Origin of the sequence: Citrobacter sp. Cpo061 (assembly GCF_030332845.1) — a bacterium.
Lineage (GTDB): Bacteria > Pseudomonadota > Gammaproteobacteria > Enterobacterales > Enterobacteriaceae > Citrobacter > Citrobacter portucalensis.
In genome coordinates this window covers 83,368-98,018 of the sequence record NZ_JAOWHB010000034.1, presented here as the reverse complement: position 1 = coordinate 98,018, position 14,651 = coordinate 83,368, and the positions used below count along the sequence as shown (strand labels likewise).

The following is a 14,651-nucleotide window of genomic DNA, read 5'->3' as shown; positions in this document are numbered from 1 at the left end:
TGTTATGAAAGGGCAACACCGTCTGGATAAGATTGTGGCGTATTTGAAAAATCATACGCTGGTTACTGTGGAACAGTTGGTTGACGCGGTTGACGCCTCTCCAGCAACGATCAGGCGCGATCTCATCAAGCTGGATGAACAGGGTGTGATCAGCCGCAGCCACGGCGGTGTTGCGTTACGACGCTTTGAAGCTGCGCAGCCAACCACAAACGAAAAGCAACTGCGATCGCCTGCTGAGAAACGGGCGATTGCGCGTTTTGCTGCCTCAATGGTGCGTGCGGGTGATGCCGTGGTGCTTGATGCCGGTACCACAATGCTGGAGCTGGCAAAATGTCTGACTCATTTGCCGCTGCGAGTGATTACCGTTGATCTGCATATTGCCCTGTTTTTGTCAGAATTCCGTCAGATAGAGGTGACGATCGTCGGTGGACGCATCGATGACAGCAGCCAGTCCTGTATTGGTGAGTTTGGCCGGAAAATGTTGCGCAGCGTCTATCCTGATATTGCTTTTATGAGCTGTAACACCTGGAGTATGGAAAAGGGTGTAACCACGCCAACGGAAGACAAAGCGGGATTAAAGCAGGAAATTATTGCGAATGCCCAACGGAAGGTATTGCTGGCGGATAGCAGTAAGTACGGCGCACATTCGTTATTTAACGTCGCGCCGCTTAGTTGCTTTACCGATGTTGTTACCGATGTGAATCTACCGCCAAACGCGCAGACTGAATTAAAAGCGCAATCCGTTGCCCTGACGCTGGTACAGCCAGAGTAACGGCAATCTCAACCCTGATTGCGCCGGAGATTATTTAACGTAGGCCAGCAGGCTCAGAGAGTCACGCGCCAGCGCTTTGCATTTCTTTGCTGTTGGGATGCCGATACCGCTGAGATCGCGATAGCTGTCCTCACCCAGTGCCTTCATGTTGAAGGTGTCGTAATTGCTCAGGTCCCACTGGTTTTGCTGGGCAAAAAAGACCAGTGCGCGACGGATCTGCCCATTTGGCAAATTCTGGTATCCACAGTCATTTTTCAGAAAAACAAAAACTGCCGTTAAATCGGCCATATCTTCGGCTTCGGACTCGCTGAGCGCGTAGCTATTTGCGCATACGGCCATCAGGGTGCCGAACAAAACTGTTCTGAAAAACGTCTTCATTGCTTCTACCACTGCATCACGGAATTTAAACGTTAGCACACTGCGAGCGAAGCGACGACCTTTATTATTAGCCGTTTACTTGACCTTCCCGTAAGGGGAAGGCTTATGCTTAAAAGATAGCCTGCTTAAGCTGCTGAATATAAGGAAGTGATTATGCAACGTCGTGACTTTTTAAAGTACTCCGTGGCGCTGGGCGTCGCGTCAGCATTACCTCTGTGGAGCCGTAGCGTATTCGCCGCAGACCGTCCCGCATTACCCATTCCAGACCTGTTAACCGCCGATGCTTCTAATCGCATTCAGTTGATTGCACAAGCCGGGCAGTCGAGCTTTGCAGGTAAAACTGCTACCACATGGGGATATAACGGCAACTTGCTCGGGCCAGCGGTCAAGCTGAGCAAAGGGCAGGCGGTCACGGTGGATATCCACAACCAGCTTGCCGAAGAAACGACGTTGCACTGGCACGGGCTGGAAATCCCCGGAGAGGTTGACGGTGGGCCGCAGGGCATTATCCCGGCGGGCGGGAAACGTTCAGTGACCTTCACGCCGGATCAGCGCGCAGCAACCTGCTGGTTCCACCCGCATCAGCATGGGAAGACTGGTCGCCAGGTGGCGATGGGCCTGGCCGGACTGGTGCTGATTGAAGATGAAGAGATTCGCAAGCTGATGCTGCCTAAGCAGTGGGGCATTGATGATGTGCCGGTGATTATTCAGGACAAACAGTTCTCTGCTGATGGGCAGGTTGATTATCAACTGGACATCATGACCGCCGCCGTCGGCTGGTTTGGCGATACGCTGCTGACCAACGGGGCGATTTATCCTCAGCATGCCGCACCGCGTGGCTGGTTGCGTCTACGCCTGTTGAATGGTTGTAACGCACGCTCACTGAACATTGCGGCCAGCGACAATCGTCCTTTGTACGTCATTGCCAGCGACGGCGGACTGTTGGCGGAACCGGTAAAAGTGACCGAGCTTCCTATGCTGATGGGCGAGCGCTTTGAAGTGCTGGTGGATGTGAGCGACGGCAAAGCTTTTGATCTGGTCACTCTGCCAGTCAGCCAGATGGGGATGGCGATTGCGCCATTCGATAAGCCGCATCCAGTCATGCGCGTTCAACCGTTGCTGATTACCGCTTCCGGCACGCTGCCAGATTCGCTGACATCCATGCCATCGCTGCCGTCACTGGAAGGTCTGACGGTGCGCAAGCTGCAGCTGTCGATGGATCCGATGCTCGATATGATGGGCATGCAAATGCTGATGAAGAAATACGGCGGTCAGGCCATGGCGGGTATGGATCATGGGAAGATGATGAGCCATATGAATAATGACAATATGGGCCACGGCAATATGAATCATGGCAATATGAACCACGGTAAGATGGGGAATATGCAGCATGGCGACATGGGCAACATGAAGCATGGAACATTCGATTTCCATAATGCCAACCGGATTAATGGCCAGGCATTTGATATGAATAAACCGATGTTTGCCGCGGCGAAAGGTCAGCACGAACGCTGGGTGATTTCCGGCCAGGGCGACATGATGCTGCATCCGTTCCACATTCACGGCACGCAGTTCCGCATTCTGTCTGAGAATGGCAAAGCGCCTGCCGCACACCGCGCGGGATGGAAGGACACTGTGCGGGTAGAAGGCGGCGTGAGCGAGGTGTTAGTGAAGTTTGACCACGACGCGCCAAAAGAGCATGCCTATATGGCGCATTGCCATCTGTTAGAGCATGAAGATACCGGGATGATGCTCGGCTTCACCGTATAAACAGCGGCGGATAGCGGTGGCGCTATCCGCTAAATGTTTATTCCAAAAACGGATTATTACCCTATCGTCCAGTAGAAGCATGCATATACTGATGAGGTTAATCACTTATCACGAGGTATGCATGACCCTTTTGCGTAAAGTACTGACGGCATCTTTTATTATGCTTCTGGCGGTTTCGGCACAAGCTGCGATGAAGATGGAACGCCAACAGATTTCAAAACTGAATTTAAGCCTTGAAATTCCTCAGACGCTCACGCCGATGTCGGACGAAATGGCAAAAATCAAATACCCTTCTGAAAACCGTCCACAGGTGATTTACGGTGACGAACGCGGTAAAGCGTCTTTAGGTATTACCGCCGGGCGCAACGCATTGCCTGCCGCTCAGTTGGATATGGCAAAGGATGCGACGCTGAAGATGCTGACCAACTTCAATCCGCAGGCCGAACCTGTCACGGTTGATGGGCATAAAGCGTGGCTGATTACCTTCCGTTCTCAAGCGCCGGATACTGAAATTCTCAATATGCTGCTGATTACCTCGCAAAATGAGAAAGCGGTGCAGGTCTCCTTCAATATGACCAAAGATCTGGTGGCTCAGTATCAGGAAGCCGCAAAAGCGTCGCTACTGTCACTGAAGTTTGAATAAAAAAACGCCCGCTGAATCGCGGGCGTTAACCATTTTACTTCGCGTCGTCCGGCAACGCGTATGCCACGATATAATCGCCCATCTTCGTACCAAATGAGCCGTGGCCCCCAGCGGAAATCACCACATACTGCTTACCGTTCACTTCATAGGTCATCGGCGTTGCCTGACCACCGGCCGGCAGACGGCCCTGCCACAGTTTTTCACCGTTACTCATGTTGTACGCACGCAGATAGTTATCTGCAGTCGCGGCGATAAACAGCACGTTCCCCGCGGTTGAGATAGGTCCGCCCAGCATCGGCATCCCCATATTGAACGGCACCGGAACCGGCATTGGGAACGGCATGCTGTCCTGCGGTGTACCTATACGTTTTTTCCACACCACGTGATTGGTTTTCAGGTCCACCGCGGAGATATAACCCCATGCTGGCTGCTTACACGGTAGGCCAAATGGTGAAAGGAACGGATTAAGCGTTACGCCGAACGGTACGCCGTATTGCGGCTGAATACCGGACTCCGTGCCTGTACCTTTGGCGTCTTTTGGCGGTTCCATTGGGTTGCCGGGACCGCGTGGGATCAGCTTCGAAACAAACGGCAGCGCCATTGGGTTGGCAATGGCGACCTGACGGTTAGGATCAACAGAGATGCCGCCCCATTCGAACATGCCGAGATTACCCGGGAACACCAGTGTGCCCTGCTCTGAAGGTGGGGTAAAAATGCCCTCATAGCGCAACTGATGAAACATTACGCGGCACACCAACTGGTCAAACATGGTTGCGCCCCACATATCCGCGCCACTGAGATCTTTATGCGGACGGAAGCTGAGGTCGGAGAACGGCTGGGTTTTGCTGACATAATCACCTTTGGCTGCACCTTGCGGCACCGGTTTTTCCGGGGCTGGCACCACCAGTTCACCATTACGGCGGTCGAGCACAAAGATATTACCGGTTTTTGCCGGGGCGTAAATGACCGGAACTTTCTCTCCGTTGACGTTGATATCCGCCAGAGTTGGCTGCGCCGGTAAGTCCATATCCCACAGATCGTGGTGAACGGTCTGATAGCTCCAGGCCAATTTCCCGGTAGTGGCATTTAACGCCAGGATGGAGCTGGCATAACGTTCCTGCTCCGGTGTGCGGTTACCGCCCCAAATATCCGGCGTGGTGACACCCATGGGCAGATATACCAGATCCAGCTTCGCGTCGTAGGCCGCAGGCGCCCAGGAGTTCGGCGAGTTAAAGGTGAAGGTATGTTCATCTGAAGGAATGAAATTAGGATCTTTGGCGCCTGGGTCGAACGCCCACAGCAGCTTACCGGTATTCACATCGAAGCCACGGATAACGCCGGAGGTTTCGCGGGTGGAGAAGTTATCAGTCACCGATCCGGCAATCACAATGGTTTTATCAGTGATGATGGGCGGTGATGTCGGCTCATACAGACCCGGCGTGGTATCCGGCATATTGGTCTGCAGATTCAAAATGCCTTTATTGGCGAAGGTTTCACATGGCTTGCCGGTCTCGGCATTCAATGCAAACAGTCGTCCATCATTGACCGGCAAAAGGATACGGCGCGGACAGTCGGCCATCACCTCTGCTGAAGCCGTATCCGGTCTGGCTTCATGATAGGAAACGCCGCGACAAGTTACGTGCTGGAAGCTGGTATTGGTATTAAGTTGAGGATCGAAATGCCACTTCTCTTTACCGCTGGCTGCGTCCAGGGCAAAAAGTCGCTGGTGGGCGGTACACAGATAAAGGGTATCGCCTACTTTTATGGGCGTGACTTCATTGGTGATTTCACCGGGATCGTTGGGTTGTTTTAAATCCCCGGTACGAAATACCCAGGCTTCTTTCAACTGATGAACGTTGTCTGCGTTGATTTGTTTCAACGGAGAGTAGCGTTGACCTTCCTGATTGCGGCCGTAAGCAGGCCAGTCTTCATCGGCAACCGGAGAGATAGCCTCGGCCACGGTGGCATCAGCACTCAACATTCCGTGAACCTCTTGTGGGTCGTTGAAGCCAGCCCAGGTCAGGATACCGCCGCTAATCAGCAGGGCCACCACCAGCCCCGCTACTGCGCCACTGGAAGGGATAATAAGGCGACGCCAGACGAAAGGCAGGATAAGCCAGATACCAAAGAAAACCAGGATGTCGCTACGCGGCGTCAGCGCCCAGAAATCAAATCCGACCTCCCATACGCCCCAAAGCATGGTGGCGAGAAGCAGGGCGGCATACAGCCAAAGGGCAGAGCGTTTACTGCGCCATAAAAGAAGCGCCACACCGAGCATGGCGAGGCCCGCGATCGGGTAATACCAAGAGCCGCCAATGGCGACGAGCCAACCTCCGCCAATCAGGAGATACAGTCCACAAAGTGCCGCGAATACGGCGCTCAGGGTCACGATAAGCCGTTGAGAACGTACGTTGTTATTTGCCATAAAAAATACCATCACATGTGTTATTTCTTTAATAGCAGTTAATTATAGGAGCTAAAACGCGTGACCATTGTCACATTATGAACTTTATCAACAGATGCCGCGTATGAATGCTTTTGCTGGTATACTGCGTGCCTTGCGCTTAGATGCTGGCTTATTTAAAGTAAGCATTAAGTGATTTGTTTTTAAATCATATGGTTAGATATATGAAACATACTGTTGAAGTCATGATCCCGGAAGCGGAGATCAAAGCGCGTATTGCTGAACTGGGGCGTCAGATTAACGAACGTTACAAGGACAGCGGCAGCGATATGGTGCTGGTTGGTCTGTTACGTGGCTCATTTATGTTTATGGCGGATCTGTGCCGTGAAGTGCATGTCTCTCACGAAGTCGATTTCATGACGGCATCCAGCTATGGCAGCGGAATGTCTACCACGCGTGATGTTAAAATTCTGAAAGACCTGGATGAAGACATTCGTGGCAAGGACGTGCTGATTGTCGAAGACATCATCGACTCCGGCAATACGCTGTCCAAAGTGCGTGAAATTCTGAGCCTGCGCGAGCCGAAATCCCTGGCTATTTGTACGCTGCTGGACAAACCTTCTCGTCGTGAAGTGAATGTTCCGGTCGAGTTTATCGGCTTCTCAATTCCTGATGAGTTTGTGGTCGGTTACGGCATTGACTATGCCCAGCGTTATCGCCATCTGCCGTACGTTGGCAAAGTGGTGCTGCTGGACGAGTAACTGGCTAGAGCGCCTGATGGCGCAGGTTTGTAGGCCGGGTAAGGCGTCGCCGCCTCCCGGCAATGTCACATTATTTATGGTTACTGTGTTTCTGACTCAGGTTAGACAACCCCTGGCGATAGCGCTGTTCCAGCGTTTCGCGGCTGGTGGCGGTGACGTCGAGATCGCGCAGCAGGCCATCATGAATACCGTAAGCCCAGCCGTGAATGGTCACTTTCTGACCGCGCTTCCAGGCTGAACGCATAATGGTTGAGTGGCCCAGGTTATAGACCTGTTCCATGACATTCAGTTCGCACAGGGTGTCCATACGACGTTCCTGCGGCATTTCGCCCAGCAGTGAGCTGTGTTTGAACCAGATATCGCGGATGTGCAGTAACCAGTTATCAATCAGCCCCTGTTCTTTATTTTCAATCGCCGCCTGGACGCCGCCGCATCCATAGTGGCCGCATATAATAATATGTTCCACTTCCAGCACATCCACCGCATACTGAACCACTGAGAGACAGTTCAGGTCGGTGTGAATAACCAGATTGGCAACATTGCGGTGAACAAATAATTCGCCCGGTTCAAGACCGGTTAATCGTTCAGCGGGAACGCGGCTATCGGAACATCCAATCCATAGAAAACGCGGATTCTGGGCATGCGTCAGCGTTTCAAAAAATCCGGGATCTTCTTCTATCAGCATCTTTGACCATAGTGCATTGTTGCTGATGAGTGTATCTATGTCTTTCATGGAGTAGCACGACCCGAAGCCAGATAAATTCGATGGGCTAATATAGGGTAACTCCATCATTATTTAAACTATATATAAAATGTCAGAACGTAAGGTAAGTATAAAAACATGACCATTGCTCTGGAACTTCAACAACTTAAAAAAACTTACCCCGGTGGCGTTCAGGCGTTACGCGGGATAGATTTGCAAGTCGAAGCGGGTGATTTTTATGCGCTTTTGGGACCGAATGGCGCAGGAAAATCCACCACCATTGGAATAATCAGCTCGCTGGTGAATAAAACCTCCGGGCGAGTGTGTGTCTTCGGATACGATCTTGAAAAAGATACGGTTAATGCTAAACGCCAGCTTGGCCTGGTACCGCAGGAGTTTAACTTTAACCCGTTTGAAACCGTGCAGCAGATCGTGGTCAACCAGGCGGGTTACTACGGTGTTGAGCATAAAGAAGCGGTCAAACGCAGCGAACTATATTTAAAGCAGCTCGATTTATGGGAAAAACGTAACGAGCGCGCGCGCATGCTGTCTGGTGGGATGAAACGTCGTCTGATGATTGCCCGTGCGCTGATGCACGAGCCGAAATTACTCATTCTGGATGAACCAACGGCGGGCGTCGACATTGAGCTGCGTCGTTCAATGTGGGGCTTTTTAAAGGATTTAAACGACAAAGGCACCACCATTATTCTGACCACTCACTATCTCGAAGAAGCGGAAATGCTGTGTCGTAATATCGGCATTATTCAGCACGGCGAGCTGGTGGAAAACACCTCGATGAAGAGTCTGCTCTCCAAGCTGAAATCCGAGACCTTTATCCTCGATCTGGCACCAAAAAGTCCGCTGCCGAAACTGGAAGGTTATCAGTACCGACTGGTCGACACTTCCACGCTGGAAGTGGAGGTTCTGCGTGAACAAGGGGTCAACAGCGTCTTCTCTCAGCTGAGCGCGCAGGGCATTCAGGTATTGAGTATGCGTAACAAAGCGAACCGACTGGAAGAACTGTTTGTTTCTCTGGTGCATGAAAAACAAGGAGATCGCGCATGATGCAGCTTTACTGGGTTGCGCTGAAAAGCATCTGGGCGAAAGAGATCCACCGCTTTATGCGTATCTGGATCCAGACTTTGGTGCCTCCCGTCATCACCATGACGCTCTATTTTATTATCTTTGGTAACCTGATCGGCTCGCGTATCGGCGAAATGCATGGCTTTAGCTACATGCAGTTTATTGTACCGGGGCTGATTATGATGGCAGTGATCACCAACTCGTATGCCAACGTGGCCTCGTCGTTCTTTAGCGCCAAGTTTCAACGCAATATCGAAGAGCTGCTGGTCGCCCCGGTGCCGACACACGTGATTATCGCCGGTTTTGTCGGCGGCGGCGTGGCGCGTGGCCTGTGCGTAGGCATTCTGGTGACGGCTATTTCACTGTTCTTCGTGCCGTTCCAGGTGCATTCCTGGGTCTTTGTGGCGCTCACGCTGGTGTTAACGGCGGTACTGTTCTCGCTGGCCGGTTTGCTGAACGCAGTCTTTGCAAAAACCTTTGACGATATCAGCCTGATCCCAACTTTCGTGCTGACGCCGCTGACCTATCTGGGTGGCGTGTTCTATTCGTTAACGCTGCTGCCGCCGTTCTGGCAGGGACTGTCGCATCTGAACCCAATTGTCTACATGATTAGCGGCTTCCGCTACGGCTTCCTGGGTATTCATGATGTTCCGCTGGTCACCACGTTTGGCGTGCTGGTGGTGTTCATTGCGGCGTTTTACTTGCTGTGCTGGTACCTGATTCAGCGCGGACGCGGCCTGCGTAGCTAATTCTTTCTTCCTCTCCTGACTCGGGAGAGGAAGACTTTTGATGCTTATCACCATTACCGATTTATCACCCTGATAAACTACTTGCCTGCTAAGGAGGTAGGCAATGTTAGGTTGGGTAATTACCTGTCATGACGATAAGGCACAGGATATGCTGCATCGTCTGGAGAAAAAGTACGGTCCGTTGGAGCAATGTCAGGCGGTAAGTTTCTGGCGTGGGCTCAGCTCGAATATGTTAAGCCGCATGATGTGCCATGCCCTGCATGCCACAGACTCTGGTGAAGGGGTAGTATTCCTGACGGATATGGCCGGGGCTGCGCCATACCGTGTAGCCTCGTTAATGAGTCATAAACATCCCCAGTGTGAAGTGATTTCAGGTATCACCTATCCATTGCTTGAGCGAATGCTTTCGTCGCGGGAATTACTGAGCAGTTCTGCGTTTCGCGATTGCATCGTCGCGCTTGGCGGCCCCGACGTCTCCAGCCTATGGCATCAACAACAAAAAAATCCCCCCTTCGTGTTGAAGCATGATTTGTATGAGTATTAATCATTGGTATTGATGATGCTTTTGCTACAATAACCGAGGTTTCTCGCCTCGGTTAAATCATATGGTTATGCGCGTTCTGTTTGTTCTGTTGCTCCTGTTTTCTGGTGGCGTAGGTGCGGCCTTGCCCGCTCGCTATATGCAAACCACGGAAGATGCGGTGATCTGGGCGCATATTGGCAATAAGACGGAGACTGTCGGTAATTTACGCGCGGGACAGATTATTGCCGTTGAACCGGATGCAAAGGATTACTACACCTTCAACTTCGGTTTTGGTAAAGGCTACATCGACAAAGGGCACCTGGAACCTGTGCAGGGGCGTCAGCGTGTGGAAGACGGCCTGGGTGACTTAAATAAACCGTTGAGTAACCAGAACCTGATTACCTGGAAAGATACCCCGGTCTATAACGCGCCGGACGTAGGCAGTGCGCCGTTTGGTACGCTGGCTGAGAATCTACGTTACCCGGTGCTCAGTCGGCTGAAAGACAGACTGAATCAGACCTGGTATCAGATTCGCATCGGCGAACGGCTGGCCTATATCAGCGCGCTGGATGCTCAGCAGGATAACGGTATCCCGATTCTGACTTACCATCATATTCTGCGCGATGAAGAGAACACACGTTTTCGTCATACCTCCACCACCACATCAGTGCGCGCGTTCAGTAACCAGATGACCTGGCTGCGAGATATGGGCTATACCACGCTGACGATGTATCAGTTAGAAGACTACCTCAATAATCGCGCAAACCTTCCGGCGCGTTCGGTCGTTATTACGTTCGATGATGGCCTGAAGTCCGTTAGCCGCTATGCGCATCCCGTCCTCAAGCAGTATGGCTTTAAGGCGACGGCGTTTATCATTAGCTCACGTATCAAGCGTCACCCGCAAAAGTGGGATCCGAAATCGCTGCAGTTTATGAGTATTTCCGAGCTGGAAGGGATCAAAGACGTGTTCGACTTCCAGTCGCACACCCATTTCTTGCATCGGGTGGATGGCCAGCGACGACCTATTTTACTCAGCCGTAACTATCACAATATTCTGTTTGATTTTGAACACTCCCGTCGGGCGCTCGGGCAGTTTAATCCGCATGTGCTCTATCTTTCCTATCCGTTTGGCGGCTATAACGCGACGGCGGTGAAAGCGGCGCATGATGCCGGTTTTCATTTGGCGGTGACGACGGTGAAAGGGAAGGTGAAGCCTGGCGATAACCCGATGTTGCTAAAGCGGCTGTATATCCTGCGGACGGATTCGCTGGAAACAATGTCGCGGCTGATAGTCAATCAGCCGCAGGGGTAAGGGCTGTCAGGCGACCTGTACCGGAATGGCTTTTGCAGTGCGTTTCATTTCGTTGTCGCCTTCAAAATAGGCCACTTTCGGACGCCATGTACGGGCTTCTTCGTCAGACATGGTGACGAAGCTGGCGATAATCACAATGTCGCCAACTTCAGCACAGTGCGCCGCTGCACCGTTCACCGAGATGATTCTGGAGCCGCGTTCAGCCGCAATGGCATAGGTTGAGAAACGTTTACCATTGGTCACGTTCCAGATATCAATAGCTTCGTTTTCCAGAATACCTGAGGCATCGAGGAAATCCTGGTCGATGGCGCAGGAGCCTTCGTAATGCAGGTCCGCCTGCGTGACTTTTACGCGGTGGAGCTTGCCTTGCAGCATGGTGCGAATCATAACTTCTATACCCTGTCGTTTACCTTGGCTAAGCAGGCGCGACTGGCCTGCTTTGAGAAATCTTCAGGCAGTATTGCCCGATTTTTAACCCCTGTCTACTGGGCTAATGTAACGCTTTGATTATCGATCAGACGAGCCTGACCCAGCCATGCTGCGGCCAGAATCACCGCGCGTTTACTGGTTTCAGTCAACTCCAGCAGCGTGTCGGCATCACGAATCTGAATATCGTCGGCGCGGAAGCCTTTTTCATTCAGTTCTTGTTCGGCAATGGTAATAATTTCTTGCAGCTCACGATTACCCGCAATCAGCTTTTCAGCGATACCGTTCATCACGTTGTGCAGGCCTGGCGCAATTTTACGCTGTTCTGCCGTTAGATAACCGTTACGTGAGCTGAGGGCCAGACCGTCTTTGGCGCGAATAATCGGTACGCCAACGATCTCAATGTCATAACCCATGTCCGCTACCATTTTGCGGATCAGCGCCAGCTGTTGGAAATCTTTTTCACCAAAGCAGGCGATATCGGGTTGGATCAGGTTAAACAACTTGCTGACGATAGTGGAAACACCACGGAAGTGGCCTGGACGGCTGGCGCCTTCCAGCATGGTAGAGAGGCCGGGAACATCAACGAAAGTCTGGCCTTCCAGACCTTGCGGGTAGATCTCTTCAACGGCCGGAGCAAAGACATAATCGACTTTACGCTTGTTCAGCTTTTCGCAATCTTCCTGCAGGGTACGCGGATAGCGCACCAGATCATCCGGTCGGTCAAACTGCATCGGGTTAACGAAAATGCTGACGAACACCACATCAGCCCGCGCTTTTGCTTCATCGACCAGTTTCATATGGCCGTCGTGCAGGTTGCCCATGGTGGGAACCAGTGCGACGCGTTTGCCTTCCTGACGCAGACGACGAATATGCTGGCGCAGCAGCGGCAGGGTTTCAATGATTAACACGACAAGACTCCTTGAGTTGCCTGAGGTACCGTAGGCCGGATAAGACGCGTAGCGTCGTCATCCGGCACGGTCAGAAAATTAGTGGAAGCTGTGCTCTTCGCCCGGATAAACGCCGGACTCCACTTCAGCCATATACTGCCGCACTGCGGCGCGCATGTCGCCTGCTTCATTGAGGAAATTCTTCGCAAATTTCGGGATATGGCCACCGGTAATGCCAAAGGCATCATGCATGACGAGGATTTGTCCGTCGGTGACGTTACCGGCGCCGATACCAATCACCGGAATCGACAGCGCTTCAGTGACGCGCTTCGCCAGTTCAACCGGCACGCACTCCAGCACCAGCAACTGAGCGCCAGCGGCTTCTAAGGCCAGCGCATCATCCAGCAGTACCTGCCCGGCGTCGCCGCGGCCCTGAATTTTATAGCCGCCGAAGATATTCACCGACTGGGGCGTTAATCCCAGATGACCGCAAACCGGCACCGCGCGTTCGGTGAGCATTTTCACCGTATCCGTAAGCCAGGCGCCGCCTTCGATTTTGACCATATTAGCGCCCGCGCGCATGACCACCGCAGCGTTTTCAAACGCCTGCTCCGGAGTGGCATAAGCCATAAACGGTAGGTCGGAGAGTAGCAGACAATTCGGTGCACCGCGACGCACGGCTCGGGTGTGGTAAGCAATGTCTTCAACGGTGACGGGCAGGGTGGAGTCGTGCCCCTGTACCGTCATGCCCAGCGAATCACCGACCAGCATCACGTTGATGCCTTCATCGGCAAACAGCTTAGCGAAGCTGTAGTCGTAGGCGGTGATAGTCGCGAAGCGCTTTTTCTCTTGTTTGCATTTCTGCAACACAGCGATAGTGGTGGGTTTGCTCATAACCTCTCCGGCCATAATATTGATGAATATAATGGCCGCATTGTAGGGGAATGAAGCAGAAAAGCGTTAGCCCTTTGTGTGTATTCCCGGCAGCGAGAGCCGCCGGATTAACGCGCTTAGGGGTAGTCGATAGTGAAGCTGCCTGTCGCTTTGAACTCGCCGGGTTTGATGGTGTTGCTACCGTCTTGTTTCAGCGTTGCTCTGAAATTCAGAATCTGATCGGGGTTACCGATATTGCTATAGGTATAGTCTTCCATATTCGTAAACTTATAAACGGAGCTGGAGTTGTTTGGCATGATCGTCATCCAGTCGCTGATGCTTGCTGGATTCTTCTCGCCGGCAACCGTCACGCCAATACCGCTGGCGGCACCAGATGTTAAAGTATTACCCAATAATGCGTTGTCACTGCTGCCTGTTATTGTTGATCCTAACTTCACTTCGACATTTTTAATGTAGGTACAGTTACTTAATTTTATTGAAAAGTCTTTTGTCACACCGTCGCCTTTCAGTTCTTCTGCGTTGCGACTACCAAAAGGCACGGTAGATCCTGAAACACCTTCACCTGTAACGGCAGTGGCGGTACATGTTGGGTAGTGAATCGTTATTGAACCTGGACTGATGACGTAATCAAGGTAGTGGTTGCCACCACCGATACTGGTGTCTGAAAGCTTAAATCGGAAGTTGTATCCGGTACTTGTTGGAAAGGTAACGTTAACTGCTGATGTGGTTGGCTTAAATGTATCATCAGCATAAAGATGGAATTTAATCCACAGAACAATTCCCCCCATTTCAAAATAACCTTTCTTCCATGCGATTGAATCACAGAAAGTGGAGAAATCTGCATAAGAGGTACTAATGAAATTCAGATCAAAGGACTTATAATCCGTACCACCGCCGTTCCAGTCAACCCAAAATGAACTCCCTGGATAATAGGCGGTGCCAAAGTTAATCTTGGTAATTTCCATACCAAGATACAAACCGGTAGTATTTGTTTTCCATAATGGATTGCCGCTATTATTTTTAATACCCGCACTCTGAAAACCATGATAAAGATTTACACTATGAACATCGTGGTTATAGTTACAATTAAGCCCATGCTTGGGATCAAATTCTGTCGCACCAGAAACGGCAAGTTCGCGTAAGCCTGATTCTGTATGGGCGGCAACTGAAGGGAGCAGGTTCCATGAGAATGGAGCTGAGTAGTCTTGTACATCTGCATATTCTGCACCTCCTTGATACGAGGTCGCTTGCCCAATATAGACAGACCAGGCATAAGCGTTGCTGGCTCCTAACCATAAAAATAGAGATGATATTAAAAGGACTATGTTTTTCTTCATGGCTAA

Annotated in this window: 15 protein-coding genes; 8 read left to right on the top strand and 7 right to left on the bottom strand. The window is 51.6% G+C overall.

Features of this window, described 5'->3' with window-relative positions:
* Nucleotides 1–4: 4 nt before the first annotated feature.
* Nucleotides 5–772 (top strand): DeoR/GlpR family DNA-binding transcription regulator, encoded by a 768-nt coding sequence (locus OGX97_RS04090; RefSeq protein WP_008786221.1) that lies wholly within the window; start codon nt 5–7, stop codon nt 770–772.
* 30 nt (nt 773–802) lie between these two features.
* On the opposite strand, the gene OGX97_RS04085 is transcribed toward OGX97_RS04090, so the two are convergent.
* A complete protein-coding gene (locus OGX97_RS04085) occupies nt 803–1,150 on the bottom strand; it encodes a YacC family pilotin-like protein (protein ID WP_032941691.1) in 348 nt (115 codons plus the stop codon).
* 153 nt (nt 1,151–1,303) lie between these two features.
* On the opposite strand from OGX97_RS04085, the gene cueO reads away from it, so the two are divergent.
* Nucleotides 1,304–2,920 carry a multicopper oxidase CueO gene (cueO, locus tag OGX97_RS04080; RefSeq protein ID WP_235125425.1) on the top strand — a complete coding sequence of 539 codons (1,617 nt, stop codon included), beginning with the start codon at nt 1,304–1,306 and terminating at the stop codon, nt 2,918–2,920.
* Nucleotides 2,921–3,041: 121 nt separating this feature from the next.
* Nucleotides 3,042–3,563, top strand: coding sequence for a hypothetical protein (locus OGX97_RS04075; protein WP_191215156.1), 522 nt, complete (start codon nt 3,042–3,044; stop codon nt 3,561–3,563).
* Between the two features lie 34 nt (nt 3,564–3,597).
* On the opposite strand, the gene OGX97_RS04070 is transcribed toward OGX97_RS04075, so the two are convergent.
* Complete coding sequence (locus tag OGX97_RS04070) at nt 3,598–5,988, bottom strand: glucose/quinate/shikimate family membrane-bound PQQ-dependent dehydrogenase (protein ID WP_032941710.1); 2,391 nt, start codon at nt 5,986–5,988, stop codon at nt 3,598–3,600.
* Nucleotides 5,989–6,191: 203 nt separating this feature from the next.
* Here OGX97_RS04070 and hpt point away from each other — a divergent pair, with 203 nt between their 5' ends.
* Nucleotides 6,192–6,728, top strand: coding sequence for a hypoxanthine phosphoribosyltransferase (gene hpt / locus OGX97_RS04065; RefSeq protein WP_003018658.1), 537 nt, complete (start codon nt 6,192–6,194; stop codon nt 6,726–6,728).
* 70 nt (nt 6,729–6,798) lie between these two features.
* Here hpt and can read toward each other — a convergent pair whose 3' ends face one another.
* A complete protein-coding gene (gene can, locus OGX97_RS04060; RefSeq protein ID WP_008786227.1) occupies nt 6,799–7,461 on the bottom strand; it encodes a carbonate dehydratase in 663 nt (220 codons plus the stop codon).
* A gap of 108 nt (nt 7,462–7,569) precedes the next feature.
* On the opposite strand from can, the gene OGX97_RS04055 reads away from it, so the two are divergent.
* The 4 genes from OGX97_RS04055 (at nt 7,570) to OGX97_RS04040 (ending at nt 11,098) form a co-directional block, all read left to right on the top strand.
* Nucleotides 7,570–8,496, top strand: a complete 927-nt coding sequence (locus tag OGX97_RS04055) for an ABC transporter ATP-binding protein (protein WP_008786228.1) — start codon at nt 7,570–7,572, stop codon at nt 8,494–8,496.
* Nucleotides 8,493–9,263 carry an ABC transporter permease gene (locus OGX97_RS04050; RefSeq protein WP_008786229.1) on the top strand — a complete coding sequence of 257 codons (771 nt, stop codon included), beginning with the start codon at nt 8,493–8,495 and terminating at the stop codon, nt 9,261–9,263. Before OGX97_RS04055 ends, OGX97_RS04050 begins: the two co-directional genes overlap by 4 nt.
* 103 nt (nt 9,264–9,366) lie before the next feature.
* Nucleotides 9,367–9,807, top strand: a complete 441-nt coding sequence (locus tag OGX97_RS04045; protein WP_008786230.1) for a PTS sugar transporter subunit IIA — start codon at nt 9,367–9,369, stop codon at nt 9,805–9,807.
* Nucleotides 9,808–9,868: 61 nt separating this feature from the next.
* Nucleotides 9,869–11,098, top strand: coding sequence for a polysaccharide deacetylase family protein (locus tag OGX97_RS04040; protein WP_020996224.1), 1,230 nt, complete (start codon nt 9,869–9,871; stop codon nt 11,096–11,098).
* Nucleotides 11,099–11,104: 6 nt separating this feature from the next.
* On the opposite strand, the gene panD is transcribed toward OGX97_RS04040, so the two are convergent.
* From panD to OGX97_RS04020, 4 genes are all read right to left on the bottom strand, one after another.
* Nucleotides 11,105–11,485, bottom strand: a complete 381-nt coding sequence (panD, locus tag OGX97_RS04035; protein WP_000621526.1) for an aspartate 1-decarboxylase — start codon at nt 11,483–11,485, stop codon at nt 11,105–11,107.
* 95 nt (nt 11,486–11,580) lie between these two features.
* Entirely contained in the window at nt 11,581–12,435 is an 855-nt protein-coding gene (panC, locus tag OGX97_RS04030; RefSeq protein WP_008786233.1) for a pantoate--beta-alanine ligase, read from the bottom strand.
* Between the two features lie 78 nt (nt 12,436–12,513).
* Nucleotides 12,514–13,308, bottom strand: a complete 795-nt coding sequence (panB, locus tag OGX97_RS04025) for a 3-methyl-2-oxobutanoate hydroxymethyltransferase (protein WP_008786234.1) — start codon at nt 13,306–13,308, stop codon at nt 12,514–12,516.
* Between the two features lie 116 nt (nt 13,309–13,424).
* The gene (locus OGX97_RS04020) at nt 13,425–14,645 is read right to left on the bottom strand and encodes a fimbrial protein (protein WP_008786235.1); all 1,221 of its coding nucleotides are present in this window, start codon (nt 14,643–14,645) and stop codon (nt 13,425–13,427) included.
* Nucleotides 14,646–14,651: the final 6 nt, after the last annotated feature.